This is a genomic window from Azospirillum brasilense (assembly GCF_007827815.1).
Taxonomy (GTDB): Bacteria; Pseudomonadota; Alphaproteobacteria; order Azospirillales; family Azospirillaceae; genus Azospirillum; species Azospirillum brasilense_C.
Genome location: NZ_VITH01000010.1, coordinates 189,843 through 213,673 on the forward strand (window position 1 = coordinate 189,843; position 23,831 = coordinate 213,673).

General features: G+C 69.6%; 24 protein-coding genes. 15 read left to right on the forward strand and 9 right to left on the reverse strand.

Annotation, left to right across the window (positions count from 1 at the left end; all coding sequences use genetic code 11):
- Positions 1–7 precede the first annotated feature (7 nt).
- From FBZ83_RS21070 to FBZ83_RS21090, 5 genes are all read right to left on the reverse strand, one after another.
- On the reverse strand, positions 8–1,063 hold the full coding sequence (locus FBZ83_RS21070) for an ABC transporter substrate-binding protein (protein ID WP_145688112.1): 1,056 nt from the start codon (positions 1,061–1,063) through the stop codon (positions 8–10).
- Between the two features lie 68 nt (positions 1,064–1,131).
- The gene (locus FBZ83_RS21075) at positions 1,132–1,902 is read right to left on the reverse strand and encodes an SDR family oxidoreductase (RefSeq protein WP_145688123.1); all 771 of its coding nucleotides are present in this window, start codon (positions 1,900–1,902) and stop codon (positions 1,132–1,134) included.
- On the reverse strand, positions 1,899–2,348 hold the full coding sequence (locus FBZ83_RS21080) for a MaoC family dehydratase (RefSeq protein ID WP_094305702.1): 450 nt from the start codon (positions 2,346–2,348) through the stop codon (positions 1,899–1,901). Before FBZ83_RS21080 ends, FBZ83_RS21075 begins: the two co-directional genes overlap by 4 nt.
- A gap of 12 nt (positions 2,349–2,360) precedes the next feature.
- Positions 2,361–2,774 (reverse strand): Zn-ribbon domain-containing OB-fold protein, encoded by a 414-nt coding sequence (locus FBZ83_RS21085; protein ID WP_145688128.1) that lies wholly within the window; start codon positions 2,772–2,774, stop codon positions 2,361–2,363.
- Between the two features lie 8 nt (positions 2,775–2,782).
- The gene (locus tag FBZ83_RS21090; RefSeq protein WP_211101681.1) at positions 2,783–3,949 is read right to left on the reverse strand and encodes an acetyl-CoA acetyltransferase; all 1,167 of its coding nucleotides are present in this window, start codon (positions 3,947–3,949) and stop codon (positions 2,783–2,785) included.
- 443 nt (positions 3,950–4,392) lie between these two features.
- Between FBZ83_RS21090 and FBZ83_RS21095 the strand changes: the two genes are divergently transcribed.
- The 4 genes from FBZ83_RS21095 (at position 4,393) to FBZ83_RS21110 (ending at position 9,871) form a co-directional block, all read left to right on the forward strand.
- Positions 4,393–5,595 (forward strand): CaiB/BaiF CoA transferase family protein, encoded by a 1,203-nt coding sequence (locus FBZ83_RS21095; protein ID WP_186466153.1) that lies wholly within the window; start codon positions 4,393–4,395, stop codon positions 5,593–5,595.
- A 137-nt stretch (positions 5,596–5,732) separates the two neighbouring features.
- Complete coding sequence (locus tag FBZ83_RS21100; protein ID WP_051658592.1) at positions 5,733–6,650, forward strand: LysR substrate-binding domain-containing protein; 918 nt, start codon at positions 5,733–5,735, stop codon at positions 6,648–6,650.
- The gene (locus FBZ83_RS21105) at positions 6,647–7,186 is read left to right on the forward strand and encodes a thioesterase family protein (RefSeq protein WP_145688134.1); all 540 of its coding nucleotides are present in this window, start codon (positions 6,647–6,649) and stop codon (positions 7,184–7,186) included. The genes FBZ83_RS21100 and FBZ83_RS21105 overlap by 4 nt, the downstream gene beginning before the upstream one ends.
- A gap of 144 nt (positions 7,187–7,330) precedes the next feature.
- Entirely contained in the window at positions 7,331–9,871 is a 2,541-nt protein-coding gene (locus FBZ83_RS21110; protein ID WP_145688139.1) for an ABC transporter permease, read from the forward strand.
- Between the two features lie 12 nt (positions 9,872–9,883).
- Here the strand turns inward: FBZ83_RS21110 and FBZ83_RS21115 are convergent, their stop codons facing one another.
- Positions 9,884–10,954, reverse strand: coding sequence for a serine hydrolase domain-containing protein (locus FBZ83_RS21115; protein ID WP_145688141.1), 1,071 nt, complete (start codon positions 10,952–10,954; stop codon positions 9,884–9,886).
- A gap of 147 nt (positions 10,955–11,101) precedes the next feature.
- Between FBZ83_RS21115 and FBZ83_RS21125 the strand changes: the two genes are divergently transcribed.
- Positions 11,102–12,316, forward strand: a complete 1,215-nt coding sequence (locus FBZ83_RS21125) for a putative DNA modification/repair radical SAM protein (protein WP_145688152.1) — start codon at positions 11,102–11,104, stop codon at positions 12,314–12,316.
- Between the two features lie 2 nt (positions 12,317–12,318).
- Entirely contained in the window at positions 12,319–13,719 is a 1,401-nt protein-coding gene (locus FBZ83_RS21130) for a UdgX family uracil-DNA binding protein (RefSeq protein ID WP_145688160.1), read from the forward strand.
- A 33-nt stretch (positions 13,720–13,752) separates the two neighbouring features.
- Here FBZ83_RS21130 and FBZ83_RS21135 read toward each other — a convergent pair whose 3' ends face one another.
- Positions 13,753–13,971 (reverse strand): hypothetical protein, encoded by a 219-nt coding sequence (locus tag FBZ83_RS21135; protein ID WP_035680398.1) that lies wholly within the window; start codon positions 13,969–13,971, stop codon positions 13,753–13,755.
- A gap of 326 nt (positions 13,972–14,297) precedes the next feature.
- Positions 14,298–14,492: a hypothetical protein gene (locus FBZ83_RS21145; protein ID WP_145688166.1), complete on the reverse strand. Its 195-nt coding sequence runs from the start codon at positions 14,490–14,492 to the stop codon at positions 14,298–14,300.
- 507 nt (positions 14,493–14,999) lie between these two features.
- Here FBZ83_RS21145 and FBZ83_RS21150 point away from each other — a divergent pair.
- The 3 genes from FBZ83_RS21150 (at position 15,000) to FBZ83_RS21160 (ending at position 18,772) form a co-directional block, all read left to right on the forward strand.
- On the forward strand, positions 15,000–16,883 hold the full coding sequence (locus tag FBZ83_RS21150; RefSeq protein ID WP_145688168.1) for a methanol/ethanol family PQQ-dependent dehydrogenase: 1,884 nt from the start codon (positions 15,000–15,002) through the stop codon (positions 16,881–16,883).
- A 100-nt stretch (positions 16,884–16,983) separates the two neighbouring features.
- Positions 16,984–17,436, forward strand: a complete 453-nt coding sequence (locus FBZ83_RS21155; protein ID WP_082188271.1) for a c-type cytochrome — start codon at positions 16,984–16,986, stop codon at positions 17,434–17,436.
- A 19-nt stretch (positions 17,437–17,455) separates the two neighbouring features.
- Complete coding sequence (locus FBZ83_RS21160; protein ID WP_247888405.1) at positions 17,456–18,772, forward strand: quinoprotein dehydrogenase-associated putative ABC transporter substrate-binding protein; 1,317 nt, start codon at positions 17,456–17,458, stop codon at positions 18,770–18,772.
- A gap of 15 nt (positions 18,773–18,787) precedes the next feature.
- On the opposite strand, the gene FBZ83_RS21165 is transcribed toward FBZ83_RS21160, so the two are convergent.
- Positions 18,788–19,417 (reverse strand): hypothetical protein, encoded by a 630-nt coding sequence (locus tag FBZ83_RS21165; RefSeq protein ID WP_145688170.1) that lies wholly within the window; start codon positions 19,415–19,417, stop codon positions 18,788–18,790.
- 58 nt (positions 19,418–19,475) lie between these two features.
- Between FBZ83_RS21165 and FBZ83_RS21170 the strand changes: the two genes are divergently transcribed.
- The 6 genes from FBZ83_RS21170 to FBZ83_RS21195 all read left to right on the forward strand — a co-directional run bounded on the left by FBZ83_RS21170 (position 19,476) and on the right by FBZ83_RS21195 (position 23,823).
- Positions 19,476–19,991: a DUF3280 domain-containing protein gene (locus tag FBZ83_RS21170; RefSeq protein ID WP_247888406.1), complete on the forward strand. Its 516-nt coding sequence runs from the start codon at positions 19,476–19,478 to the stop codon at positions 19,989–19,991.
- Positions 19,992–20,054: 63 nt separating this feature from the next.
- Positions 20,055–20,489: a dihydroneopterin aldolase gene (locus FBZ83_RS21175; RefSeq protein WP_145688174.1), complete on the forward strand. Its 435-nt coding sequence runs from the start codon at positions 20,055–20,057 to the stop codon at positions 20,487–20,489.
- Positions 20,486–21,187 carry an aspartate/glutamate/uridylate kinase gene (locus FBZ83_RS21180; protein ID WP_247888407.1) on the forward strand — a complete coding sequence of 234 codons (702 nt, stop codon included), beginning with the start codon at positions 20,486–20,488 and terminating at the stop codon, positions 21,185–21,187. The genes FBZ83_RS21175 and FBZ83_RS21180 overlap by 4 nt, the downstream gene beginning before the upstream one ends.
- Entirely contained in the window at positions 21,129–22,547 is a 1,419-nt protein-coding gene (locus tag FBZ83_RS21185) for a DUF6513 domain-containing protein (protein ID WP_247888408.1), read from the forward strand. Before FBZ83_RS21180 ends, FBZ83_RS21185 begins: the two co-directional genes overlap by 59 nt.
- A complete protein-coding gene (locus tag FBZ83_RS21190; RefSeq protein WP_145688178.1) occupies positions 22,544–23,122 on the forward strand; it encodes a DUF447 domain-containing protein in 579 nt (192 codons plus the stop codon). Before FBZ83_RS21185 ends, FBZ83_RS21190 begins: the two co-directional genes overlap by 4 nt.
- Positions 23,119–23,823, forward strand: coding sequence for a (5-formylfuran-3-yl)methyl phosphate synthase (locus FBZ83_RS21195; protein WP_145688180.1), 705 nt, complete (start codon positions 23,119–23,121; stop codon positions 23,821–23,823). The genes FBZ83_RS21190 and FBZ83_RS21195 overlap by 4 nt, the downstream gene beginning before the upstream one ends.
- Positions 23,824–23,831: the final 8 nt, after the last annotated feature.

Here is a 23,831-nt window from a genome sequence, read left to right on the forward strand (position 1 = left end):
ACAGCGATCAGCGCACCAGTTCCTTCCACTTGGCGATGCCTTCCGCGACCTCCGGGCCGAGGTCGTCGCCGGTGTTGCGGGTCCACTTCAACTGGTCCAGCGACCGCCCTTCCGCCCAGGGCACGTCCTTGCGCAGCGTCGGCCAGAAGTTCTTCTGGAGGATCATCGACACCTCCGTGGAATAGAGGAAGTTGGTGAACAGCCGGGCGGCGTTCGGGTGCGGGGCCTTCGCCAGGATGCCGGTGACGCCCAGATTCAGGATGGCGTCGTCGGATGGCGCCACCACGTCGATGGGGTTGCCGGCGGCCTTCTGGGTCAGCGTGTAGCTGAAGGGCGCGCCGGAACCGACGACGCGCTCACCGGCCAGGATGTCGGTCACGGTGTCGACGTTGGACTGGCCGACCTTCGGCTTCTGCTTGCCGAAGGCGCGCAGGAAGTCGTCGCCGTACTTGCGGCGGATGGCGACCACCCAGTTCGCCACGTCGCCGGAGAAGGCCGGGCTGCCTGTGGTGATCTTGCCCTGCCACTGGTCCTCCAGCAGCGCCTGCCAGCTCTGCGGCGGGGACTGGACCTTGCCCGGCGCGAAGTTGATGCTGGTCAGGCTGATGGCGCCGACATGGAACATCTTGTCCGGGTCGAGGGTGCGGAAGGCGTCCGGAATGTGCACGCCGTCCACCGGCTCGAAGGGCGCCAGCGCGCCGATCTTCTTCAGCTCGGTGTAGTGCAACATGTTGGTGGTGCCCAGCGAGTCGCACTCATGGACGCCGCTCTGCAACTCCATGCGCAGGCGGGTGTAGACGGTCTGCGAGGCTTGGCGGAGCAGGTTGACCTCGATGCCCGGATACTTCGCCTTGAAGGCGTCGCGGATCGCCTCCATCGTCTGCTGCTCGTAGGAGCCCCAGTAGAGGGTCAGGGCGCCTTCCTTCTTGGCAGCGGCGTAGAGCGGATCGTCCGCCGCCGACGCGATGCGCGAGAAGGCGGTGCCGGCCAGCCCGCCGGTCACCAGGGCGGTGCCGACGAGTCCGCCGGTCTGGAGAAGGCGGCGGCGCGAGAATTCCATCATGTTGCCAATCCCTGTCTTGTTGTTGCGGTTCCGCCGTTTCGGCGTCGTTCTTCGTTCTTCAGTAAAAATCAGTAGTCGCCGGTGGTCGCCCCACCGTCGGCGACGATGGTCTGGCCGGTGACGTAGGCCGCGTCGTCGGACGCCAGGAAGGCGACGACGGCGGCGATCTCCGCCGGCTTGCCCAGCCGCCCGATGGGCGTCTTCTCCAGCCATTGCGCGCGCACCGCGTCGGGCACGCCCTCGACGATGGCGGTCTCCACGACGCCCGGAGCGACGGCGTTGACCAGGATGCCGCGGCGCGCCCCTTCCAGGGCGGCGGTGCGGGTCAGCCCGACCACCCCGGCCTTGGAGGCGGAGTAGTTGGCCTGCCCGAAGGTCCCCAGGATCGCCGTGGAGGCGATGTTGACGATGCGCCCCCAGCCGCGGTCGCCGACCAGCCGGAAGGCCGTCTGGCAGCCCAGCCAGGTGCCGCGCAGATTCACGTCGATGACGGCGCTCCATTCCGCGTCGGTCATCTTGGGCAGCGAGCGATCGCGGACGATGCCGGCGACGTTGACCATGATGTCCACGCCCCTGAAAGCCTCGGGCAGGCCGGTCACGGCGGCCCCCCAGCTTTCCCGGTCGGCGACGTTCAGCGCGGTGGCGTGGGCTTGAGCCCCCTCGGCGCGCAACGCGGCGGCGACGGTCTCGGCGGTCTCTGCCCCGATGTCGGCGACGACGACCGCCGCCCCCTCCGCGGCCAGCCGCTCGCAGACGGCGCACCCGATGCCGCCGCCGCCGCCGGTGACGAAGGCGACACGGCCGGCGAGACGGTTGGAGTGAGCGACAGCGGAACTCATGCCTGCGCCTCCTTGCGGGCGATGGAGAGCACGTCCTCGCCCTCCTGCACGGTCTCGCCGCGCTGGTTCTTCACGGTGATGGCGACGCGGACGATGCCGCGGTCGGGCTTGGAGGCGCTGGGACGGACCTCCGCCACCTCCGCCTCGTAATGCACGGTATCGCCGGCAAAGACCGGGCCGACGAAACGGCGGCGCGTCTCCAGGAAGGCGAGGATCGCCCAGTCGTCGATGGCCGAGCGCAGCCCGGTGCTGAGCGAGTGGGTCAGCATGCCATGGGCGATGGTCCGCCCGAAGCCGTTGGCCTTGGCGGCTTCGGCGTCCATGTGCAGCGGGTTGAAGTCGCCGGTCAGCCCGGCGAACCAGACGATGTGCGCCTCGGTGACAGTGACGCGTGAGGAGCGCGTCCGGTCGCCCGGCTTGATGTCGTCGAGATGGATGGTGGTCATTCTAGGGCACCCTCAGTCGGGAGTCCGCGGGCGGAACACGGGGAGGCTGATCGCCTCGTCGAGCTGGTGGAAGGCCACGGCGAGCGGCAGCCCGGCCCGCAGATCGGCCTCCGCCACCCCCTCGACGCGGGAGAAGACGGTGACGCCCTCCTCCAGCCGGATCAGGGCGCAGACGTAGGGATCGCCGCGCTGGTTGCCGCGGTGGACGACCGAATAGGTCAGCAGCTCGCCGCGCCCGCTCGCCTCGACCCACTCCGGGCGGGCGTGCGGGGCGTGGATGGAATGGGCGCGCGGGTACCACTGGAAGCGCCCGGTCTCCGGGCAGCGCTGGATCAGGAAGCGCCCCTCGCGCGCCGCCTCCCAGAAAGGGGCGGAGGTCTCGTCCTGGACGGGCGGGATGGTCATGCTGGTCGTTGGGGCGGTCATCAGGCACCTTACCGGGCAAGGATGGCGGTGGCGGCGGAGCAGAAGGTGCCGCCCAGCCCATGGGCCAGGGCGATGCGGGCGTCGGGCACCTGGACGCCCGGCCCCTCGCCGCGGAGCTGGCGGACGCTCTCGATCAGGGTGAAGATGCCGCGCTTGCCGGGATGGTTGGACGACAGCCCGCCGCCGTCGGTGTTGGTCGGCAGGCGGCCGCCCAGCGTCAGGTTGCCGTCCGCGACGAAGGCGCCGCTCTCCCCGCGCCCGCAGAAGCCGAGATCCTCCAGCGCCAGCATCGGCGTGATGGTGAAGGCGTCGTAGATCTGCGCCACGTCGATCTCGCCGGGGGTCAGCCCCGCCATGGCGAAGGCGCGCGGGCCGGACAGCGCCGCCGGGGTGGTCAGGTCGTCGGGAATCTGGCTGTTCTGGGTGCGCGCCACGGCGGCCCCGTAGCCGACCAGATGGACCGGCGGCTTCTTCAGGTCGCGCGCCCGCTCCCGGCTGGTCATCACGACGGCGCCGCCGCCGTCGGTCACCACGCAGCAGTCCAGCCGGTGCAGCGGCGACGCGATCATCGGCGAGGCCAGCACGTCGTCCACCGTGATCGGCTTGCGCAGCCGTGCGTCCGGGTTCGTCGCGGCGTGCTCGCGGAAGGTCACGGCCACCTGGGCAAGCTGTTCCGGCGTGGTGCCATACAGGTCCATATGGCGACGGGCGAACAGGCCGTAGGTCGAAATCAGCGTCGGCGCGTAGGGAATCTCATACTGGCCGGGGCCGGCGGGGAAGACGAACGGGTCGAAGGACGGGCTGCTCAGTGGCCACCAGCGCGGGCAGGCGGCGTAGCTGATGACCACCACCTCGGCCAGCCCGGTGGCGATGGCCGCCGCCGCCTGCCCGGCCTGGAGGATGTAGGAGCAGCCGCCGACGTCGGTGCTGTTCACGTAGGTCGGCGCGATCCCGATGTATTCGGCCAGTTCGACCACATCCATGGTGCTGCCGCCCTCGGCCCAGTCGCCGGAGGCCGCGCACAGCCCGTCCACGTCCTTCAGCGTCAGCCCGGCGTCGTCCAGCGCGCCGAGGATGCAGTCCATCTGAAGGGCGAAGGGGTGGACGCGCGGCGCATCCCGGCGGGGCGATTCAAAAACGCCGGCGATGGCCGCCTTTCCCGAAAGATCGATCACGCGCGGGTTGTCCTTTCCTGGTTGTGGAAGGCCGCGCATCGCTGCCGCGACGCGCGCCGAGCGGCTTCAGTGGACAGGCGATGGGAGTAAAGAGATCACCCGTCTCGGAAATCGCGAAGAATTTCCGATGGCCGGCAGAGAGTTCGATCAGGCCGATCCGCTCCCGGCAAGATCAAGACTACCGGACACAGTTCGTGTCACAAGCAGAAAAAACGATGCGGTCCGGTGCACGGAACGCACCAATGTCACACCCGGCTAATCCACGGAACGGTGCCTTCCATGCACCGGATTGGGCCAAACTAAGCGATTGTTTTCCGGCCGCCGTGGCGCAAGCCTTTGGGTATCGCATTCCCGCCGCCGCCCTGGACCGGACCGGTTTCCAGCCGGGCGCGCGGCCCCGCCCGGACCGCCTGCGCGGCGTCCGGCCATCCGAAGGATCATGCATGCTCAACACCGATACGCAACGCCGCGAAGGCCCCCTGGCCGGCGTGCGCGTGGTCGATCTCACGCACATGTTGGCCGGCCCCTACAGCACGTGGCTGCTCGGCGCGCTGGGGGCGGAGGTCATCAAGATCGAGCGTCCCGGCAAGGGCGATTTCACCCGCATCATTGCCCCCTTCAGCGAGGAGGAGAGCATTTACTTCCTCAGCGTCAACCGCAACAAGCGGAGTCTGACGCTCAACTTGAAGGACGAAAAAGGGAAGGAGATTTTCAAGAGAATTGTCGCCACCTGCGACGTGCTGGTGGAGAACAACCGGGCCGGGGCGATGGACCGGCTGGGGCTGGGCTACACCGACCTGAAGGCCGTCAATCCGCGGCTGGTCTACGCCTCGATCTCCGGCTTCGGGCAGGACGGCCCCTACCGCCACCGCCCCTGCTTCGACGTGGTGGCGCAGGCGATGTCCGGCATGATGAGCATCACCGGCGAGCCGGGCGGCGATCCCTGCCGGGTCGGCGCGTCCATCGGCGACATCGGGTCGAGCCTGTTCGCCGCCGTCGGCATCCTCGCCGCCCTGCAGAAGCGGACGGCCACCGGCGAAGGCAGCTTCATCGACGTGGCGATGCTGGATTGCCAGCTCGCCCTGATGGAGAACGCCATCGCCCGCTTCCTGAACGCCGGGGAGACGCCGCGGGCGCTGGGCAGCCGCCACCCGCTGATCGCCCCCTTCCAGGCCTTCCCCACCGCCGACAAGCCGATCGCCATCTGCGTTGACACCAACGAGCAATGGGACCGGATGTGCCGCGCCATGGGGCTGGAGCATCTGCTGTCCGACCCGCGCTTCCCCACAGGCTCGGCCCGCAACGCCAACCATGCGGAGCTGGAGCCGCTGCTGCGCGAGGTCTTCCTCACCCGCGGGCGCGACGCGTGGCTGGACGCGATGGAGGACGCCGACGTGCCGGCCAGCCCGATAAACAGCGTGCCGGACGCGCTGAACGATCCCCAGGTGGTCCACCGCAAGATGGTCGTCGAAGTGCCGGAGGGCTCGGGCAAGCGCTTCGCCGCCGTCCCGATCACCATGCCGGAAGCCCCCCTGCCCGCCGAAAGCCCGGCGCCGCGGCTGGGCGAGCACACCGACGCGATCCTCGCGGATCTCGGCTTCAGCCCCGACGAGATCGGCGCCTTCCGTCGCGACGCGGTGGTGTGATGGCCGGCGGCGCGGAGGGAGAGCGGCGGGTGGCGGGCGGCGAAGGGGCGCGTGCGGTGCTGGCGGAAATGTTTCATACTGCCGCCGGAATCACTCCCAGCCTCGCCCCGGCTTCCGTCCACAGCCCAAAGGTCCGCATGGCGCGCCGCCTTCCGCCCCTTCTCGCCCTCCGCGCCTTCGACATCTTCGCCCGCCAGGGCACGGTGCGGGCCGCCGCCGACGAGCTGGCGGTGTCCCACACGGTGGTGTCGCGCCACATCCAGAATCTGGAACAGGCGGTGGGTGTGAAGCTGGTGGCGAAGTCGGGGCGGGGCCTGTCCCTGACCCGCGAGGGCATCCGCTACGCCGCCCAGCTCCGCCGCGCCTTCGACCTGATCGGCGAGGCCAGCAACGAGCTGCGCAACGGCGGGATGGAGGCGGTGCACATCTGCTGCCTCGCCGGGCTGGCCTCGCGCTGCCTGCTCGCGCGCCTGCCCGAGCTGGAGGAGGCGCTGACCGGGCGGGAAGTGATCCTGCAGCCGACCTCGACCCGCCCCGACTTCAGCCGGGAGGAGGCCGACGCCGAGATCATGTATCTGGAGGATGGCGGCTCCGTCGCCGACGGGCTGCGCTCGGAGATGTTCGCGCGGCCGCGCATCCTCGCCATCGCCAGCCCGGAGTTCAAGGCGCGCTACCCCGACGTGCGCACGCCCGCCGACCTCGTCGGCCTGCCGCTGATCCACGAGCAGTCCACCGGCATGTGGGAAGCCTGGCTGGAGGAGGCCGGCATCGCCGACATCCCCCGGCTGCGCGGCCCCCGGCTGTGGCAGGCGCACCTGACCATCGAGGCGGCCCGGCTGGGGCGCGGCGTGGCCCTGGTCAGCGATCTGCTGGTGACCGAGCCGCTGGCCAACGGCGAACTGGTGGAGATGGTCGACAGCAACGTCACCATCGGCGGCTATTACTTCATCGCCCCGGTCCACCGCTGGAACACGCCGGTCATCTCGGCCATCCGGCAATGGCTGCGCGGCGTCTTCCCGCCGGACCAGACCTCCCCCCTCCAAGGCACCCCATGACCCAGGACCACGCCCTGCCGCCGGACATCCTGCTGTCCGGCGTGCACACCGTCGACGAAAGCTGGATCGACCTTTACGGCCACATGAACATGGTGCGCTACGTCGCCCTGTTCGACGAGGTCGGCTACGCCCTGATGGAACGGTGGGGGCTGGGCGAGACCTACACGCGGGACGAAGGGTTCGGCCTGTTCGTCGTCGATGTGGCGGTGCATTACCGGCGGGAGCTGCGCGCCGGCACGCCCTTGCAAGTGGCCCTGCGGCTGCTCGACGCCGATGACAAGCGGTTGCTGAGCCTGCTGGAGATCCGACGGGCCGACGACGGGACGGTCGCCGCGACCATGGAGCAGCTCTCGATCCACGTCGATCTGGGCTCCCGCAAGGTGACGCCCCTCCCGCCCGCCGTGGCGGAGCGCCTGCGCGCCCTGGCGGCGGCACAGTCCGCCTTTCCCCTCCCGCCCCGCCACCGGCGGCGGCTGCATCTGGCGCCCAATCCCTCTCCCGCCCCGGGAGAGGGTGGCGCCGAAGGCGCCGGGTGAGGGTCGTGCGAGGATCAGGGCGCTGATTCTCGGCTTCACCCTCACCCTTCCCACGCTTTGCGTGGGCCCCTTCCCTCTCCCGCCCCGGGAGAGGGAAGTCTGTAAGCAACAGAACTGGTTGCCGGCCGGCGGGACCTTCACGATATGTCCGCCATGACTCATCTGCGCATCGCGTTGCGGCTGGCTTGGCGGGACCTGCGGGGCGGCGTCGCCGGACTTTGGATCGTCGTCCTCGGGGTGGCGCTGGGCACCGCCATGATGGCCGCCGTCGGCTCGCTCAGCGGCGGCGTGCTGGAGGGGATGCGGGCCACCGCGCGCGAAGCGGTCGGCGGTGACCTCTCCCTGCGCCTGTTCCACGCACCGGCCACGCCGGAGCAACGGGCCGTCCTCGACACGATGGGCAGGGTCGGCGAGACCGCGGAACTGCGTCCCGGCGCCTCGACGGTGACCGGCAGCGCCCGCGCCCTGGTCGAGTTGAAGGCGGTCGAAGGAAGTTACCCGCTGGTCGGCACGGCGACGGTGTCCGGCGCCCCGTCCCTGGCCGACGCTCTGGCCCAGCGCGACGGGCGATGGGGGGCGGCTGTGTCCGCCGACCTCCTCGACGCGCTGGCGCTGGGCGTCGGTGACCGGCTGCGGCTCGGGGCCGCCGAGGTCGCGATCCGCGCCGTGCTGGAGCATGAGCCGGATCGGGCTTTCCGCGCCTTCTCCCTCGGCCCGCGCGTCGTCATCGACCGCCGGGCGCTGGACGCGACGGGCCTCGCGGAGCCGGGGATGCCCGTCTACTGGTATTATCGCCTCGTGCTGCCCGAAACCGTCCGGTCCGACGCCGTCCTACGCGATCTGGAAGACCACTTCCCCGACGCCGGATGGCGGATCGTCGATGCCTCGCACGGCATTCCGGGCGTGGACCGCACCGTGCAGCTCGTCCGCGCGCTGTTCCTTCTGGGGTCGCTGTCCATCCTGCTGATCGGCGGCGTTGGCATCGGCCGGGCGCTGTCGGCGCACCTTGCCCGGCGGTTGCCGGTCCTGGCGACGCTGAAGGCGTTGGGCGGTTCGCCACGCCTGCTCTTCACCGCCTTCCTGCTGCAAACGCTGGCCGTGGTCGGCGTGGCGCTGCTGATCGGCGTGACGACCGGCGCCCTGCTGGCCACCATGGCGGTGAACGCGCTGCCGCTCGACTGGATGCCGGAGACGGGCGGCGCCGTCGATCCGGCGGCCCTGCTGCTGGCGGGGGCGGTCGGGCTGCTGGCCGCGCTGCTCTGCGCCGTGCCGCCGCTGGCCCGCGCCGCCGGGACCAGCCCCGCCGCAATCTGGCGGGGGGCGGTGGATGGCTTGTCCCAGCCGTTGGGGTGGCGGACCCGTGGCGCTGTCGCGCTGCTCGGGCTGGGGCTCGCCGGTCTGCTCGCCGCCTGGACGGGGATGCCGCTCGCCGTCGCCGGCTTCCTACTCGTCGCGGTGCTGGTTGCGACCGGCTTCGCGTTGCTGGGGCGGGGGCTCGCCTGGGTGGCCCGCCGGCTGGCGCGCGGGCGGCGGGCGGCGGTCCGGCTGGCCGTCGCCAACCTCGGTCGGCCCGGCGCGCCGATGGTCCCGGTGGCCGTGGCGCTGGGCATCGGCCTGACCCTGCTGGTGGCGGTCGGCGTGGTCGGACGGTCGGCGACCGGCCATGTCGCGGCGACGCTGCCGGCGCAGACGCCCTCCGTTGTCGTGCTGAACGTTCCCCCGCCGGACGGCATCGGCTTGAGCGAGCGCCTGACCTCCCTGCCCGGCGTCGGGCGGGTCGAGACGGCGCCTTTCCTGCACGCCAGGATCAGCCGCCTCAACGGAGTCGCCATCACCGAGGCGAATGCCCCGCGCTCCGTCGGCTGGGCGGTGCGCGGCGACCGCGGCCTGTCCTGGCGCGCCCGCCCCGCTACCACCGACCGGATCGTCGCGGGGAGCTGGTGGCCCGAGGGCTATACCGGCCCGCCGCTCGCCTCGCTGGACGCGCAGGTCGCCCGCCGGCTGGGGCTGGCGGTGGGGGACAGTCTCACGCTGGCCCTGGCGAGCGGTCCGGTGACCGCGACGATCGCCAACCTCCGGCGCATCGACTGGACGCGGCTGGACCTGGATTTTCCGGTTCTCCTCTCCCCCTTCCCCGAACCGCCGCCGCACAGCCTCGTCGCCGCCGTCTGGTCCTCGCCCGAGGCGGTTCCGGCGGTTGAGGCGGCGGTGGCACAGGCAGTCCCGCAAGCCCCCACGATCCGCGTGGCGGCGGTCCTGGACACGCTGGGTTCGACCGTCCAGACCGTGCGCCGGCTGCTGGATGGCCTGTCCGCCGTCGCCCTCGGCGCGGCGGCCGTGGTCCTTCTCGGCGCCGTCGCCAGCAGCGCCCGGCGGCGGCTTCAGGAGATGGCGATCCTGCACGCCCTCGGAGTCGGCCGGCGTTCGATGGTCCAGGCGGTGGTGCTGGAATTCGTCCTTCTGGGCGCCGCCGTCGCCGCGGTCGCGGTGCCGCTCGGCTGGGCCGGCGGCGCGGCGGTGGTCGCCAGCCTTGCCGACGGCGCGCCCCTGCCCGGAGGCGCTGTCCCCCTGGCCGCCTTCCTCGGCACCGTCGCTGCGATGGCGGCGGTCGGGGCGGTGCTGGTGGCGTGCCTGCCGCGACAGGACGTGATGCGGCGGTTGCGCAGCGACTCGCTGTCCGCCTGACCCGCCCACCCGTCAGGCCATCTCCGCCGCCGGGATGATGCCGTCGGTCAGCAGGGCGTTGAGCAGGCCGACATGCCCATCCGACCGCGCCGGCCGGCCGGGGTCGGAGGTGACGACGACGGTCAGCCCCAGGCTGGGCACCAGATAGAGCATCTGCCCGCCATAGCCGCGCGCGTAGGCGATGCGGTGCCCCTTCGCCGTGGCGAGAAACCAGCCATACCCGTAATCGTCGCCGGAGAAGGGGGAGCGCGTGCGCGGCACCCACGACGCCTCCACCCAGGCGGCGCTGATGACTTGGCGTCCGTTCCACAGCCCGCCCTGCCGCCACAGCTCGCCGAAGCGGAAGAGGTCGAGCGGCGACAGCGCCATGTTGTTGCCGCCGAGATAGAAGCCCTGTGGGTCGCGCGTCCAGGACGGCACCTCAATCCCCAGCGGCTCGCCCAGCCAGTCCCGCGCCAAGTCTAGCAGGCTGCGCCCCGACGCGCTGGACAGCGCCGCGCCCAGCAGATGGTAGCTGCCGGTCGAATAGAGCATCCGCGCGCCCGGCTCGGTGACGAAGGGGCGACGCAGCGCGTCGACAACCCAGTTGCGGCTGTTGATCCAGCGGCCGTAGCCCGGCCCGGAGGTCGGTTCCAGACCGGCCCGCATGGTCAGAAGGTCGGCGATGGTGATCCTCCGTACCCGCGGATCGACGCCCGCCGGAACCAGCCCCGGCGCCGCCTCGGCCAGGGAGACGTCGACGCCGCGCAGGACGCCGCGGTCGATGGCAATGCCGGCGAGCGAGGCGGCGATGGTTTTGGACACCGACTTCACGTTGACGGCACGGTTCACCGCCGGTCCGCGGAAGGCCTCCGCCGACACCACCGCGCCGTTCCGACCGATGACCAGCGCGTGAATCTGGTCGAGTGCCGCCGCGCGCTTGATCGCCCGGTCCAGCAAGGCCGGGTCGAACCCGGCCCCGGGCGCGGGTTGGGCGGCAAGCAGCGGGCGCGTCAGGGCGCCGCCGAGGGACGCGGCAACGACGGCGGCGGTGGCGGCGAGGACGGTGCGGCGGCTGAGCCGGTACGGCGGTGTCGAGGTCATCCCGGTTATGTGGCCCCGCGTCGCCGCCATCCAAGATTGCCCCGGAATCCCTGATCGGACTTTGTCTCACCCAACCCCGCATCCGCCGCTTGCCTCCCCTCCCCATGGGAACATATTAAGAACGAACACGCAGCGTGGGATGGGACGATGGACGACGCCTTGATCGAGAAGCTCGGCATTCTGGCCGATGCGGCGAAATACGACGCCTCCTGCGCCTCGTCCGGCGCCAAGCCGCGCAGCGGCGGCAAGGAAGGGCTGGGCTCGACCACCGGCGCCGGCATCTGCCACGCCTACACGCCGGACGGGCGCTGCGTCTCGCTCCTCAAGATCCTGCTGACCAACCACTGCCTGTTCGACTGTGTGTACTGCATCAACCGGCGCTCCTCCAACGTCCGCCGCGCCCGCTTCACGGTGGCGGAGGTGGTGGAACTGACCCTGGGTTTCTACAAGCGCAACTGCATCGAGGGGCTGTTCCTGTCCTCCGGCATCATCCGCTCGCCGGACCACACGATGGAGCAGATGATGCTGGTGGCGCGGACGCTGCGGCGCGACCACGGCTTCGCCGGCTACATCCATCTGAAGACCATTCCCGAGGCCAGCCCCTGGCTGATCGAGCAGGCCGGGCTGTGGGCGGACCGCCTGTCGATCAACCTTGAACTGCCCACCGACCACAGCCTGAAGGCCTTCGCGCCGGAGAAGAACGGCGGCACCATCAAGGCGGTGATGGGCCAGGTCAACGAACGCATCGTCGAGGCCAAGGAGGAGCGCCGCCGCTTCTCCCCCGCCGGCCAGAGCACCCAATTGATTGTCGGCGCCGACGACGCCACCGACCGCTCGGTCCTGGAGACCAGCGGCACGCTCTACCAGCGCTACGGGCTGCGCCGCGTCTATTATTCCGCCTTCAGCCCGATCCCGGAGGCCAGCTCGGTCCTGCCGGTCAAGCCGCCGCCGCTGCAACGGGAGAACCGGCTGTATCAGGCCGACTGGCTGCTGCGCTATTACGGCTTCACGGTGGAGGAGATCGCGTCCGGCGGCGAAGGCGGGATGCTCGACCTCGGCATCGACCCCAAGCTGGCCTGGGCGCTGAAGAACCGCGAGCGCTTCCCGGTCGACGTCAACCGCGCCGACCGCGAGATGCTGCTGCGGGTGCCGGGGCTGGGCGCCCGCGCCGTGGACAAGATCCTGTCGGCGCGCCGCCACACCCGCCTGCGCATGGAGGATCTGGGGCGGCTGTCGAACGGGCTGCGGCGCGCCCGCCCTTTCCTGATCGCCGCCGATTACCACCCCGCGGGCGGGCTGACCGACCGCCTGGACCTGCGCCAGCGGCTCGTTACGCCGTCCAGCCAGTTGAGCCTGTTCTGACGATGCGCACGATCACCTTGCGGGAGGGGGCGGACCTCGACGGCTTCCGCCGGGCGGTGCGCCGCCTCGCCGCCGCCCGGACGGCGCCCGAGGCGGTGCTGTGGAGCGTCGGCGCGCCGTCGCTGTTCGGCGACGAAGCACCCGCGTTTGAAAACGGTGCCCCGGTCCTCCTGCCCCAGGCGGTCGGCCGGTTGATCGAAACCGTCGTCTGCCACAGCGATCCGGAGCGCTACGCTCTGCTGCACCGGCTGGTCTGGCGGGTGCTGAACGGGGAGAGGGCGCTGCTCGACCAGCACGCCGACCCGCTGGTGCACCGGCTGGAGCGGCTCGACAAGGCGGTGCGCCGGGACATCCACAAGATGCACGCCTTCCTGCGCTTCCGCGCCCTACCGGACCCGGCCGGTGGGGAGCGTTACGTCGCGTGGTTCGAGCCCGACCACCACATCGTCGAGGCCGTCGCCCCCTTCTTCGTCGAGCGTTTCGAAAGCATGGTGTGGACGATCCTGACGCCGAAGGGCTCGTTGCACTGGGACCGCCACCGCCTGATGACCGGGCCGCCCGCCGAACGTCCGGACTCCTTGGCCGACGACCGCTTCGCCGAGGGCTGGCTGCGCTATTACGAAAGCACCTTCAACCCGGCGCGGGTCAACCCGACGGCCATGCGGGCGGAGATGCCGCGGAAATTCTGGGCCAACATGCCGGAGACGGCGGCCATCCCGGCCATGGTCCGCGCCGCCCCCGCCCGCGTCCAGGCGATGCTGGAGGCAGAGGCCGCCATCCCGCGCCGCCGCATGCCGGAGAAGGCGGTGGCGGCGATGGCCCGGCAGGCCCCGGACAGCCTCGCCGACCTGAACCGCCTGATCCAACGCTCCGAGCCGCTGGTGCCGGGGGCGACGCAGGCGGTGCCGGGCGAGGGGCCGGAGGGTGCGGCCATCGCCATCGTCGGCGAGCAGCCGGGCGACCAGGAGGACCGCGAGGGCCGTCCCTTCGTCGGTCCCGCCGGCCAGTTGCTGACCGCCGCTCTGGAGGAAGCCGGAATCGACCGCGGCGGCCTCTATCTGACCAACGCCGTCAAGCATTTCAAATTCGTCCAGCGCGGCAAGCGGCGCATCCACCAGTCCCCCACCGCCGGCGAGGTCAAGCATTACCGCTGGTGGCTGATGACGGAGCTGGGCTTCGTCCGCCCCCGCCTCGTCGTCGCGCTGGGCGCCACGGCGGCCCTGGCTCTGAGCGGCCGGCCCGTTTCGGTGCTGCGCGAGCGCGGTCCGATGGCCTTCGACGGTTGGGACGGCTTCGTCACCGTCCACCCCTCCTACCTGCTGCGGCTTCCAGGGGAGGAGGAGCGACGGCGGGCGCAGGCAGAGTTCGTGGCCGACCTGCGCCGGGCCGCGGCGCTGGCGTGAGGCGGCGTCAGGCCGTCTCCCGTGTCGCGGCCCTCACGCGCCCTGCTGCTTGAACCGCTTGCCCACGGTGCACTGGATGCGCTGAAGCTCGTACTTCGGGTGGTCGTTGATCCACTTGGCGCTCTCGATCTGGCCGGCGATCGGGCAGCTCGACATGGTCAGGGGTTCGGTGTCGGGAACCATCGGATTGATGGTGCGGCACTGGGTCGGGTCGGACGCCAAGCAGAAGATCATCGACAGGGTAACAAACATCGGGCGCTCCAAAACGCAACGGCACGGCTGTGCCAACATCGTGGGGATCAGCGAGAGCAAGCCGCATGCCATGCCCAGGACGAGGACAGGATTGCGCGATTCCGGCTGCTCGGAAATGAGCCAAACCACAGGGCGCCGAATCATTAGGCATCGAAGGTTAACCAATGCCTAAACGTTGGGAGTTTGCAAAGCCGTTGGTGCAACGGATGAAACGGAACGGGCCGCAAGGTCAGAGAAGCCTTCGCACAAGTCTGGAGTCGGCGCGCCGTAGATCAACGGAACGTTGAGTGATGTGTTTTCTATCCTTGAAGCAACCAGCGCTGGCGTCAGGCACCGGGCTGTTCGCACCGCCATTGACGGACGTTCCAGTTGGGATGCTCCATGAGCCAGTGCACGACGTGGACATAGCTGTTGCGGGTGCACTCCACCGCGGTCGGGTACCGTTCGATGGAGAGGGGGCGTTCGATGGAGCATTGGTCCGGCCGCAGGGCCAGACAGATCACCATGACCAGTTCAAACATGAGTCACCATTCCCGTACCGAAGAGCGGTCCTGAAAGATCGGGCCTGAAAAGTCGATGAGCCGACGCCTTCGGCCGTTTCACCAAAGTGGACGAAGGCCGGAACACGCTTATCAACAGGCGCCGACACCGATCGGGCCGTGTTGCTTTGCAGCAAAAATTGCTGCTTCGCACAAAAATCGCCGCGAAAACTGCAAATAAATAAATCGCAAAATCATCTTTTGAAGGATTATCAACTTACCACCAATTTGCGGCCATCTCCGGACAAAACAGTTAGCAGCCGATTGTTTTGCGTTTTCTATTCGGCAGAGCCTTGACGAGAACATGGTCCCAATATAGCATTAAGTCCCAATTTGGCGTCAGCTTTTCTGAATATTGAGTTTAGAACAAAGCACACCGCGCGACAACATACGCGCGACAACGCCCTTTTGCACTCATCGCCGCGCCGATAAACAAAAAGCCCATTGGTTTTTGGGTAAACAATAAGCGCCACCACGGGAGGGATCGTCATGAAGGTATTGTCTCGCTGGCTTCTGGCGTCAGTCGCCATCGTCGCAGCCGGCTCGGTTTCCGCGAACGACAGTATTCTGAAGAATGAAGCGAACCCCAACAACTGGGCGTCCCAGCTCGGCAACTATGCCGGACAGCGGTACAGCCCGCTCAACCAGATCACCACCGACAACGTCAAGAACCTGCAGGTCGCGTGGTCGTTCTCGACCGGGGTTCTGCGCGGCCATGAGGGCGGGCCGATCGTCGTCGGCGACGTGATGTACATCCACACGCCGTTCCCCAACAAGGTTTTCGCGCTCGACCTCAACAACCCGGGGCGGGTCATCTGGAAATATGAATCGGTCCAGGACCCGACCGTCATCCCGGTGATGTGCTGCGACACCGTCAACCGCGGTGTCGCGGTCGCCGACGGCAAGGTCTTCCTGGCCCAGGCGGACAACACGCTGGTGGCGCTCGACGCCAAGACCGGCAAGGAGATGTGGAAAGCCAAGAACGGCGACCACACCAAGGGCGAGACCCTGACGGCGGCTCCGCTGGTGGTCAAGGACAAGGTCTTCGTCGGCATCAGCGGCGGCGAGTTCGGCGTGCGCGGGCATTTGACGGCCTACGACACCAACAGCGGCAAGATGGTGTGGCGGGCCTTCTCGACCGGTCCCGACACCGACGTGAAGATCGACCCGTCGAAGACGATGATGATGGGCAAGCCGATCGGGCAGAAGGATCTCGGCGTCTCGACCTGGCCGGGCGAGGAATGGAAACGCGGCGGCGGAACGACCTGGGGCTGGTACACCTACGATCCGGCGCTCAACCTGATCTATTACGGCACCGGCAACCCCGGCACCTGGAACCCGACGCAGCGGGCCGTCGACAAGGACCGGGCCAAGAGCGACAACAAATGGTCGATGACCATCTTCGCCCGCGATCCCGACACCGGTGAGGCGAAGTGGGTCTACCAGAAGACGCCCTTCGACGAATGGGACTTCGACGGCGTCAACGAGAACATCCTCGCCGACATCAACATGAACGGCCAGCAGCGCAAGGTGCTGGTCAACTTCGACCGCAACGGCTTCGCCTACACCCTGGACCGAGCGACCGGCGAGCTGCTCGTCGCGCAGAAGTTCGATCCGACGGTCAACTGGGCGACCGACGTCGACATGAAGACCGGACGGCCGAACGTCGTCGACAAATACAGCACCTTCGCCAACGGCGAGGACAAGAACACCGCGGCCGTCTGCCCGGCGGCGCTCGGCAGCAAGGACCAGCAGCCGGCCTCCTTCTCGCCGGACACCGGCCTGTTCTACGTCCCGACCAACCACATCTGCATGGACTATGAGCCGTTCTCCGTCTCCTACACGGCGGGGCAGGCCTATGTCGGCTCGACCGTGTCCATGTACCCGACGCCGAATTCGCACGGCGGCATGGGCAACTTCATCGCCTGGGACGCGGCGGCCGGCAAGATCGTCTGGTCGCGGCCGGAGCGCTTCGCGGTGTGGAGCGGCGCTTTGTCCACCAAGGGCGGCGTCGCCTATTACGGGACGCTGGAAGGCTACCTCGTCGCCGTCGACATGAAGGACGGCAAGGAACTGTGGCGGTTCAAGACCCCGTCCGGCATCATCGGCAACATCAACACCTACACCCACAACGGCAAGCAGTATGTGGCCGTCCTGTCGGGCGTCGGCGGCTGGGCCGGCATCGGCCTCGCCGCGGGCCTGACCCAGGAAGCCGGGGCGCAGGCTTGGCACAACGCCGTCCATCCCGGACACACCGAGGGCGGAGGGGTGGCGACCGCCGGCCTCGGCGCGGTGGGCGCCCACCAGTCGCTGGGCGAATACACCCAGCTCGGCGGCGTCCTGACGGTGTTCCACGTTCCGGACCAGAAGTGATCGGCAGACCTGCCCCCGGTGCCGCAAGGCACCGGGGGTTTTGCTTTAGAGCCTTCGGCATTCACTGGGCCCCGGCTTCCGGGCAAGGATCTCGACATCCATGAAACGCAGATTTGTGCAACGCAGACTTGGCTTGCTGACCGGTGCGCTGACGGTGGGCACCGTCGCCTGTTTCGCCGCCCTGGCGCAGGACGCGCCGACGACCCCCGACGGGACACCGACCTACATCGTCAAGGACGGTCAGGTGGACAAGGGAACCTACAACGGCTACCGCCGCTTCCACGCGACCTGCCACACCTGCCACGGCTTCGACGCGTCGGGGTCGTCCTTCGCCCCCAGCCTCGCGGACTCGCTCAAACGCCTCAGCTACGACGAGTTCAAGGAGGTCGTCGTCAACGGCCGCCAGAACCAGGGCGCCACCGGCGACAAGGTGATGCCCTCCTTCGGCCTCGACCCGAACATCATGGATCACCTGGACGACATCTACCGCTACCTGAAGGCGCGGGCCGACGGCGCGCTGCCCGGCGGACGCCCGCAACGCATCGGCGGCTGATCCGGCAGGGAGGTCCTTCATGGCACGTTCTTCCACGCCCATCGCCCTTGCCGTCGTCGGCGCCGCGACTCTGCTCTCCGTCACCCTGCCGGCCCACGCCGTCGAGGTGACGGAGCGCGAGAGCGTGCGCGTCTGCGCCGACGGCAACCTGCTGCCCTACTCCAACGAGAAAATGGAGGGCTTCGAGAACGAGATCGCCCGGCTGATCGGCGAGGATCTGAAGAAACCGGTGACCTATTACTGGTGGCCGCAGACCATCGGCTTCGTCCGCAACACGCTGCGCGCGCGGCAGTGCGACCTCGTCATGGGCACGGCGTCCGGTGAAGAGCTGATGCAGAACACCAACCCCTACTACCGCACCGTCTATTCCCTCGTCTACCGCACCAAATCAGGCATCAAGGCGGAAAGCGTGGGCGATCCATCGCTGAAAGACGCCCGCATCGGCGTCGTCGAGAAGACGCCCGCGGTCAACCTGCTGCGCCTCTACGGCATCACCCGGACGGAGCCCTACCAGCTCAACACCGACACACGCGCCAACAACCCGGCCCGCGACGCCATCGAAGACGTGGCGGCCGGCAAGACCGACGCCGCGGTGATCTGGGGACCGATCGCCGGTTACTTCGCCGCCCAGCAGACGGAGCCGCTGACCGTCGTGCCGCTGGTCAAGGAGTCGGCGGGCGCCCGGCTGCAATTCAACATCTCCATGGGCATCCGCTCCGACGAACCGGAGTGGAAACACTGGCTCAACGACTTCATCAAGCGCCGCCAGGACGACATCGACCGCATCCTGCTGCGCTACCACGTCCCGATCATCGGCCCGGACGGCGCGCTGAAGACCGCCGCCGCCATCGAGCCGCCGGGCTACCGGATGGACCAGTACCGCGCCCCGACCCCCGCCGGCCTGTCCGGCGCCTCCACCGTGACCCTGGCGGAGCTGCGGCGGCTGATCGAGCGTTTCCCCGACACGCGGCTGGTCGACGTGATGCCGGCGCCGCCGCGCCCGGCGGACCGTCCGGAGCCGGCCGTGTGGGTGCCGCCGCCCCGCCGCAGTCTGCCTGGGGCGGTCTGGCTTCCCAACACCGGCTACGGCAGCCTGTCGGGCGAGCAGGAGCGCTATTTCCGCGCCGGGCTGGAGACGGTGAGCCACGGCGATCGGGCCGCCCGGCTGGTCTTCTTCTGCGAACCGGACTGCTGGATGTCCTGGAACGCCGCCAAGCGCGCGGTGGAATGGGGCTATGGCAACGTCTACTGGTATTCCGACGGCGCCCAGCGCTGGCAGGAGGCGGGGTACGGGCTGGAGACGGTGCAGCCCTTCACCGGCGGTCCGTCGAACTGAGCGAACCCGCTCGCCTTAATCCAGGCGGGCGGCGATGTCCCGGGCGATGCGGCCGGCTTTCTGTTCGAGCTGGACCGGCTGCTCGCACAGCGCCGTCTGGTTGCGCCGCCGTTCGTCGAGGATGCGGCGGCGCCACGCGATCTCCTCCCGCAGAGCCGCCGCCTCGGGAGCGTCGGCGGGAAGCGTCTGAAAGCGGGTCAGCGCCGCATCGATGCTGTCGAGCAGAACGCGCTGCTGGTGGGCATAGCGCTTGATGGCCGAAATAGCCTGCCCACGCTCCTGGTTGAGCGCATCGAAGGCGCCGGCGAACAGGGCGGTGAGGGCAGCGTTGCGGTCCGCCGCTGCCCGGTCTGCTTCCAGCTGGTCGGCGAAGCGGTCGATCGCCGCCTGCTCCTGCTCCGGATCGAGCCGGCGGTCGAGAAGCTGCTTCAGGACCGGTTCGGTGCCGGGAATGTCGCGCCAGTCGCCTTCCTTCCCCTCGATGGGGTCTCCGGGCCAGATCTGGCCGGACGACAGGGTCGGCACGAGGATCTGGACGCAAGGCCAATCCGGGTCGCTCCCGGCGGCGGACGCCGGGACAGACGCCGCCGGGAGCGACGCCAGGGTGAGCAACGCGACGGCGAGGACAGCGGAGCGGTGACGCATGACGGGATTCTGCCGGACATCGGGCGCCCTTGCCCATTCACGCATTCGGATGAGACCGATGGAATCCGCCGCGATGGCGGCCCTGTCCCTGCTTCTGTCGACCTTCGTGGCCCCGGCTGCGGCGCAGACGCCCGCCAAAATCCTGCTCTTTGACCTCGAACTGGTGGACACCAGCCGGGAGCCCGCCGATCCGGACCATGCCGGACGGCTGGAGCGGGTGACGGCGCTGCTGCGCGACGGGCTGAAGGACGGCGGCTATGCGGTGACCGGCGTCCGCGACAGCGCCGTCGCGATGGAGGCGCCGGCCTCGCTCTACCGCTGCAACGGCTGCGAACGCGACCTTGGGCGCCGGGCCGGCGCCGACATCGTGGTGACGGGTTTCATCCATAAGATCAGCACGCTGATCCTCAACATGCAGATTATAATGCGCCGCACCGGAGATGGCAGCGGAGATGGCGAGGTCATCGCCGTCGCGAACGCGGACATCCGCGGCGACAACGAGCGGTCATGGCGGCGCGGCGTCGAATGGCTGCTGCGTAACCGCCTGCTGGCCGTTCCGCCGTCCGACCGGTGACGAGCCCTGACGACATCCGAGGCGGGGGAGCCAACCTTCGTCCGACACGGGGAGGAGGATCGCTTGGCCGACGACGCTTTGCTCTCCTATGTCCCGTACCGCCCGGCGGCGAGCCGCGTCCGGTACTACGACATCACGCTGCGCGACTATGTGGACCAGTTCCGGATCGGCGTCTGGGACGAGGAAAAGGAGCGCACGCAGCGCGTCCGGATCAACGTCTCGTTGACGCTGCCCTGGCCCGACCGGCCGATGACCGACAGCCTGGACGAGGTGCTGTCCTACGATTTCCTGATCGACGGCATCCGCGCCCTGCGCGACGGCGCCCATGTGAACCTCGTCGAGACGCTCGGCGACCGGATTCTCGCGCTGTGCTTCTCCAACCCGGATGTGACCCGCGCGCGGGTGCAGGTGGAGAAGCTGGACGTCGTCCCGGAATCCGGCGGAGTCGGCATCGTCATCGAGCGGTCCCGCCCCGAGGGAGCGCGAACGCCATCATGAGCAGCGCGCCGTTGTGGGTCGTGAAGTTGGGCGGCAGCCTGTGGCGCGCCCCGGAATTGCGGCGCTGGCTGGAAATCCTGGTCGCGGCGCGGCGTCTGCGGGTCGTGGTCGTCCCCGGCGGCGGCCCCTTCGCCGACGCCGTCCGCGACGCCCAGCCGGCGCTCGGCTTCGGCGACCGCGCCGCGCACCGCATGGCCCTGCTCGCCATGGAGCAGTATGGAACCGCCCTGGCCGACCTGGAGCCGCGGCTGTCCCCGGCGCGCAGCCTTGCCGATCTGCGCGGCCGGCCGAGCCCGACCGTCTGGATGCCCCTTCCCCTGGCGGATGACGCCGACGTGGCGGAAAGCTGGGACGTCACCTCCGACAGTCTGGCGGTCTGGCTGGCCGGGGCACTCGGCGCCACCTGCGCAATTCTCGTCAAGTCCGCCCCGTTGCCGGACGCGGCCGTCCCGGTGACCCGCCTCGTGGCCGACGGCGTCGTCGATCCGGCCTTGCCGGGCCGCATGGCGCGGTTCGGCGGGGCGGTGTGGTGCGTGTCGCGGGAAGATCATCGGCGTTTCGCCCGGGCGCTGGACCGCGGCAACCCCGGCGGAACCCGGCTGGTGCCGGCCGCCGAGGGGCAGGAGGCCGATCACCGGGATGGCGATCACCGGGACGCTGACCGCCGGGATTCCGATGGCCGCAACGTCTATGGCTGACGCCTCCGAACACATCCTGTTCCTGACCGGCGCGCTGGCCGAGACCCGCCTGCGTCATGTCCTGGCTTCCTTGGAACCTCTGGAATTCCGGGCCACCGTGGTCAATCTCGGCATCAAGGTCGCGGCGCTGGCGACGACGGAGATCGTGCTGCGCCGCCTCGCCTCGACCGAGGGGGCTGACCGCGTCCTGCTGCCGGGGCGGTTCCGCGGCGACCTCGCCCGGCTGTCCGCCCATTTCGGCGTGCCCTTCGAGCGCGGCCCCGACGAACTGGAGGATCTGCCCCAGCATTTCCGCCGTCAGGCCGCTCCGCTCGACCTCAGCCGCCACCATACGAAAATCTTCGCCGAGATCGTCGAGGCGCCGCTGCTCGGCGTGCCGGCGATCCTGGAGCGCGCCGCCCGCTTCGCGGCGGACGGGGCCGACGTGATCGACCTCGGCGGACTGCCCGACCATCCCTTCCCCCATCTGGAGGAGGCGGTGACGGCGCTGCGCGAGGCCGGTCACACGGTCAGCGTCGATTCCCTCGATCCCAGGGAGCTGTTGCGCGGCGCCGGAGCGGGGGCCGCCTACCTGCTCAGCCTGACCGAGGAGACCGCCTGGGTCGCCCGCGAGACCGACGCGGTGCCCATCGTCATCCCCACCACGCCGGGCGATCTCCCCTCGCTCGACCGGGCGCTGGACGCCATCCGCGGCGCCGGGCGGCGCTGCATCGCCGACCCGGTCCTGGAGCCGATCCACCATGGCTTCACCGACTCCCTGCTGCGCTACCGCGAAGTCCGGGCGCGCCATCCCAACCTGGAAATCCTGATGGGTGTCGGCAACGTCACCGAGCTGACCGACGCCGACACGCCGGGGATGACCGCGCTGCTGATGGGGATCGTCTCCGAGCTGCGCATCGACCACATCCTGACGGTGCAGGTCAGCCCCCATTGCCGCCGCACGATCCGCGAGTTCGACGCGGCGCGGCGCCAGTTCTTCGCCGCCGCGGAGGCCGGCGCCCTGCCCCGCAACTTCGGCAACGCCCTGCTCTGCCTGCGCGACCGCAAGCCCTTCACCAGCACGCCGGAACAGGTGGCCGACCTCGCCGCCCGCATCCGTGACCCGAACTACCGGATCGAGGTGACGGAACAAGGCGTCCATCTCTACAACCGCGATGGGCACCATGTGGCCGGCGATCCCTTCGCCCTGCTCCCCCACATCGATCCCCGAACCGATATGGGGCACGCCTTCTATCTCGGGGCGGAGCTGGCGCGCGCGCAGATCGCGTGGCAGCTCGGCAAGCGCTACAGCCAGGACAACGAACTGCGCTGGGGCGTGGCGGTGGACGCTCCGGAAGGCACGGGAGGGTGCGGGACATGACCTTCATCCGCGAAACCGTCATCACGAGCTGCGACGCGGCGGGCAACGTCCACGTGGCCCCCATGGGCGCTACGGTGACCGAGACCGGCTATGTCCTGGCCCCCTTCCGTCCCTCGCGCACGCTCGACAACCTGCTCGCCACGCGCTGCGCGGTGGTGAACTTCACCGACGACGTTCGGGTCTTCGCCGGCTGCGTCACCGGGCGGCGGCGCGACTGGCCGACCGTCCCGGCGGAACGCGTCCGCGGCGCGGTGCTTGCCGGGGCGCTGGCGCACGAGGAGGTGGAGGTGGCCGCAATCGAGGATGACGGCGTGCGCCCGCGTCTGGACTGCCGCCCGGTGCATCTCGCCACCCACCGGCCCTTCCGTGGCTTCAACCGGGCGCAGGCCGCGGTGGTGGAGGGGGCGATTCTGGTCAGCCGCCTGCACCTCCTGCCGACCGAAAAGGTCGACCGCGAAATCGACTATCTGTCCATCGCCATCGGCAAGACCGCCGGTCCTGACGAGTTGGAGGCGTGGGGCTGGCTGCTCGACCGCATCGCCGAACACCGGGCGGGCGGGGACGACGCGCCATGACCCGGCTGCTCGCCAGCGTCGCGTCCCTGACGGAATTGACGCTCGCCGCGCGGGGCGGGGCGGACATCCTGGATTTGAAGGCCCCCAAGGCGGGTGCGCTGGGCGCTTGGCCGTTGGACGGCATCGTGCGTGCCGTCGACACGGCCCGGCAGTGGCTCATCCGCGCGCCATTGAGCGCCACGGTGGGCGACCTGCCGATGGCGCCTGCGACCGTGACGAGGCGCGTGGCCGAGACCTGGGCCTGCGGCGTCGATTACGTGAAGATCGGTCTGTTTCCGTCCGGCGATCCGGCGGGCTGCGTGGCCGCGCTGGAGTCGGAGGCCCGGCGCGGCACCCGCATCGTCGCCGTGCTGTTCGCCGATCTTTGGACCGACCCCGGCACTCTGCTTCCCGACATCGCGAAAGCCGGCTTCGCCGGAGCCATGCTCGACACCGCCGGAAAGGGTTGCGGCGGGTTGCTACGGCACAAGACGGTCGACGAGGTGGAACGCTTCCTGGATCAGGCGCGCGGCCTCGGCCTGTTCACCGGCCTCGCCGGATCGCTGCGGCGGGACGACATTCCGGCCCTGCTGCCGCTCGCCCCCGATTATCTCGGCTTCCGCACCGCGCTGTGCGCCGGTGCCGACCGGGGCGGCGCGTTGGACCCGACCGCGCTCGCGGCGATCCGCGACGCCGTCCCGAGGCACCCCATCGGCGGGTGACGGCGCCG

Excerpts from the sequence above, each read along its gene's own strand:
- FBZ83_RS21070 (WP_145688112.1), bottom strand. The coding sequence starts at position 1,063 with ATGATGGAATTCTCGCGCCGCCGCCTTCTCCAGACCGGCGGACTCGTC.
- FBZ83_RS21075 (WP_145688123.1), bottom strand. The coding sequence starts at position 1,902 with ATGAGTTCCGCTGTCGCTCACTCCAACCGTCTCGCCGGCCGTGTCGCC.
- FBZ83_RS21080 (WP_094305702.1), bottom strand. The coding sequence starts at position 2,348 with ATGACCACCATCCATCTCGACGACATCAAGCCGGGCGACCGGACGCGC.
- FBZ83_RS21085 (WP_145688128.1), bottom strand. The coding sequence starts at position 2,774 with ATGACCGCCCCAACGACCAGCATGACCATCCCGCCCGTCCAGGACGAG.
- FBZ83_RS21095 (WP_186466153.1), top strand. The coding sequence starts at position 4,393 with ATGCTCAACACCGATACGCAACGCCGCGAAGGCCCCCTGGCCGGCGTG.
- FBZ83_RS21100 (WP_051658592.1), top strand. The coding sequence starts at position 5,733 with ATGGCGCGCCGCCTTCCGCCCCTTCTCGCCCTCCGCGCCTTCGACATC.
- FBZ83_RS21105 (WP_145688134.1), top strand. The coding sequence starts at position 6,647 with ATGACCCAGGACCACGCCCTGCCGCCGGACATCCTGCTGTCCGGCGTG.
- FBZ83_RS21110 (WP_145688139.1), top strand. The coding sequence starts at position 7,331 with ATGTCCGCCATGACTCATCTGCGCATCGCGTTGCGGCTGGCTTGGCGG.
- FBZ83_RS21115 (WP_145688141.1), bottom strand. The coding sequence starts at position 10,954 with ATGACCTCGACACCGCCGTACCGGCTCAGCCGCCGCACCGTCCTCGCC.
- FBZ83_RS21125 (WP_145688152.1), top strand. The coding sequence starts at position 11,102 with ATGGACGACGCCTTGATCGAGAAGCTCGGCATTCTGGCCGATGCGGCG.
- FBZ83_RS21130 (WP_145688160.1), top strand. The coding sequence starts at position 12,319 with ATGCGCACGATCACCTTGCGGGAGGGGGCGGACCTCGACGGCTTCCGC.
- FBZ83_RS21135 (WP_035680398.1), bottom strand. The coding sequence starts at position 13,971 with ATGTTTGTTACCCTGTCGATGATCTTCTGCTTGGCGTCCGACCCGACC.
- FBZ83_RS21145 (WP_145688166.1), bottom strand. The coding sequence starts at position 14,492 with ATGTTTGAACTGGTCATGGTGATCTGTCTGGCCCTGCGGCCGGACCAA.
- FBZ83_RS21150 (WP_145688168.1), top strand. The coding sequence starts at position 15,000 with ATGAAGGTATTGTCTCGCTGGCTTCTGGCGTCAGTCGCCATCGTCGCA.
- FBZ83_RS21155 (WP_082188271.1), top strand. The coding sequence starts at position 16,984 with ATGAAACGCAGATTTGTGCAACGCAGACTTGGCTTGCTGACCGGTGCG.
- FBZ83_RS21160 (WP_247888405.1), top strand. The coding sequence starts at position 17,456 with ATGGCACGTTCTTCCACGCCCATCGCCCTTGCCGTCGTCGGCGCCGCG.
- FBZ83_RS21165 (WP_145688170.1), bottom strand. The coding sequence starts at position 19,417 with ATGCGTCACCGCTCCGCTGTCCTCGCCGTCGCGTTGCTCACCCTGGCG.
- FBZ83_RS21170 (WP_247888406.1), top strand. The coding sequence starts at position 19,476 with ATGGAATCCGCCGCGATGGCGGCCCTGTCCCTGCTTCTGTCGACCTTC.
- FBZ83_RS21180 (WP_247888407.1), top strand. The coding sequence starts at position 20,486 with ATGAGCAGCGCGCCGTTGTGGGTCGTGAAGTTGGGCGGCAGCCTGTGG.
- FBZ83_RS21185 (WP_247888408.1), top strand. The coding sequence starts at position 21,129 with ATGGCGATCACCGGGACGCTGACCGCCGGGATTCCGATGGCCGCAACG.
- FBZ83_RS21190 (WP_145688178.1), top strand. The coding sequence starts at position 22,544 with ATGACCTTCATCCGCGAAACCGTCATCACGAGCTGCGACGCGGCGGGC.
- FBZ83_RS21195 (WP_145688180.1), top strand. The coding sequence starts at position 23,119 with ATGACCCGGCTGCTCGCCAGCGTCGCGTCCCTGACGGAATTGACGCTC.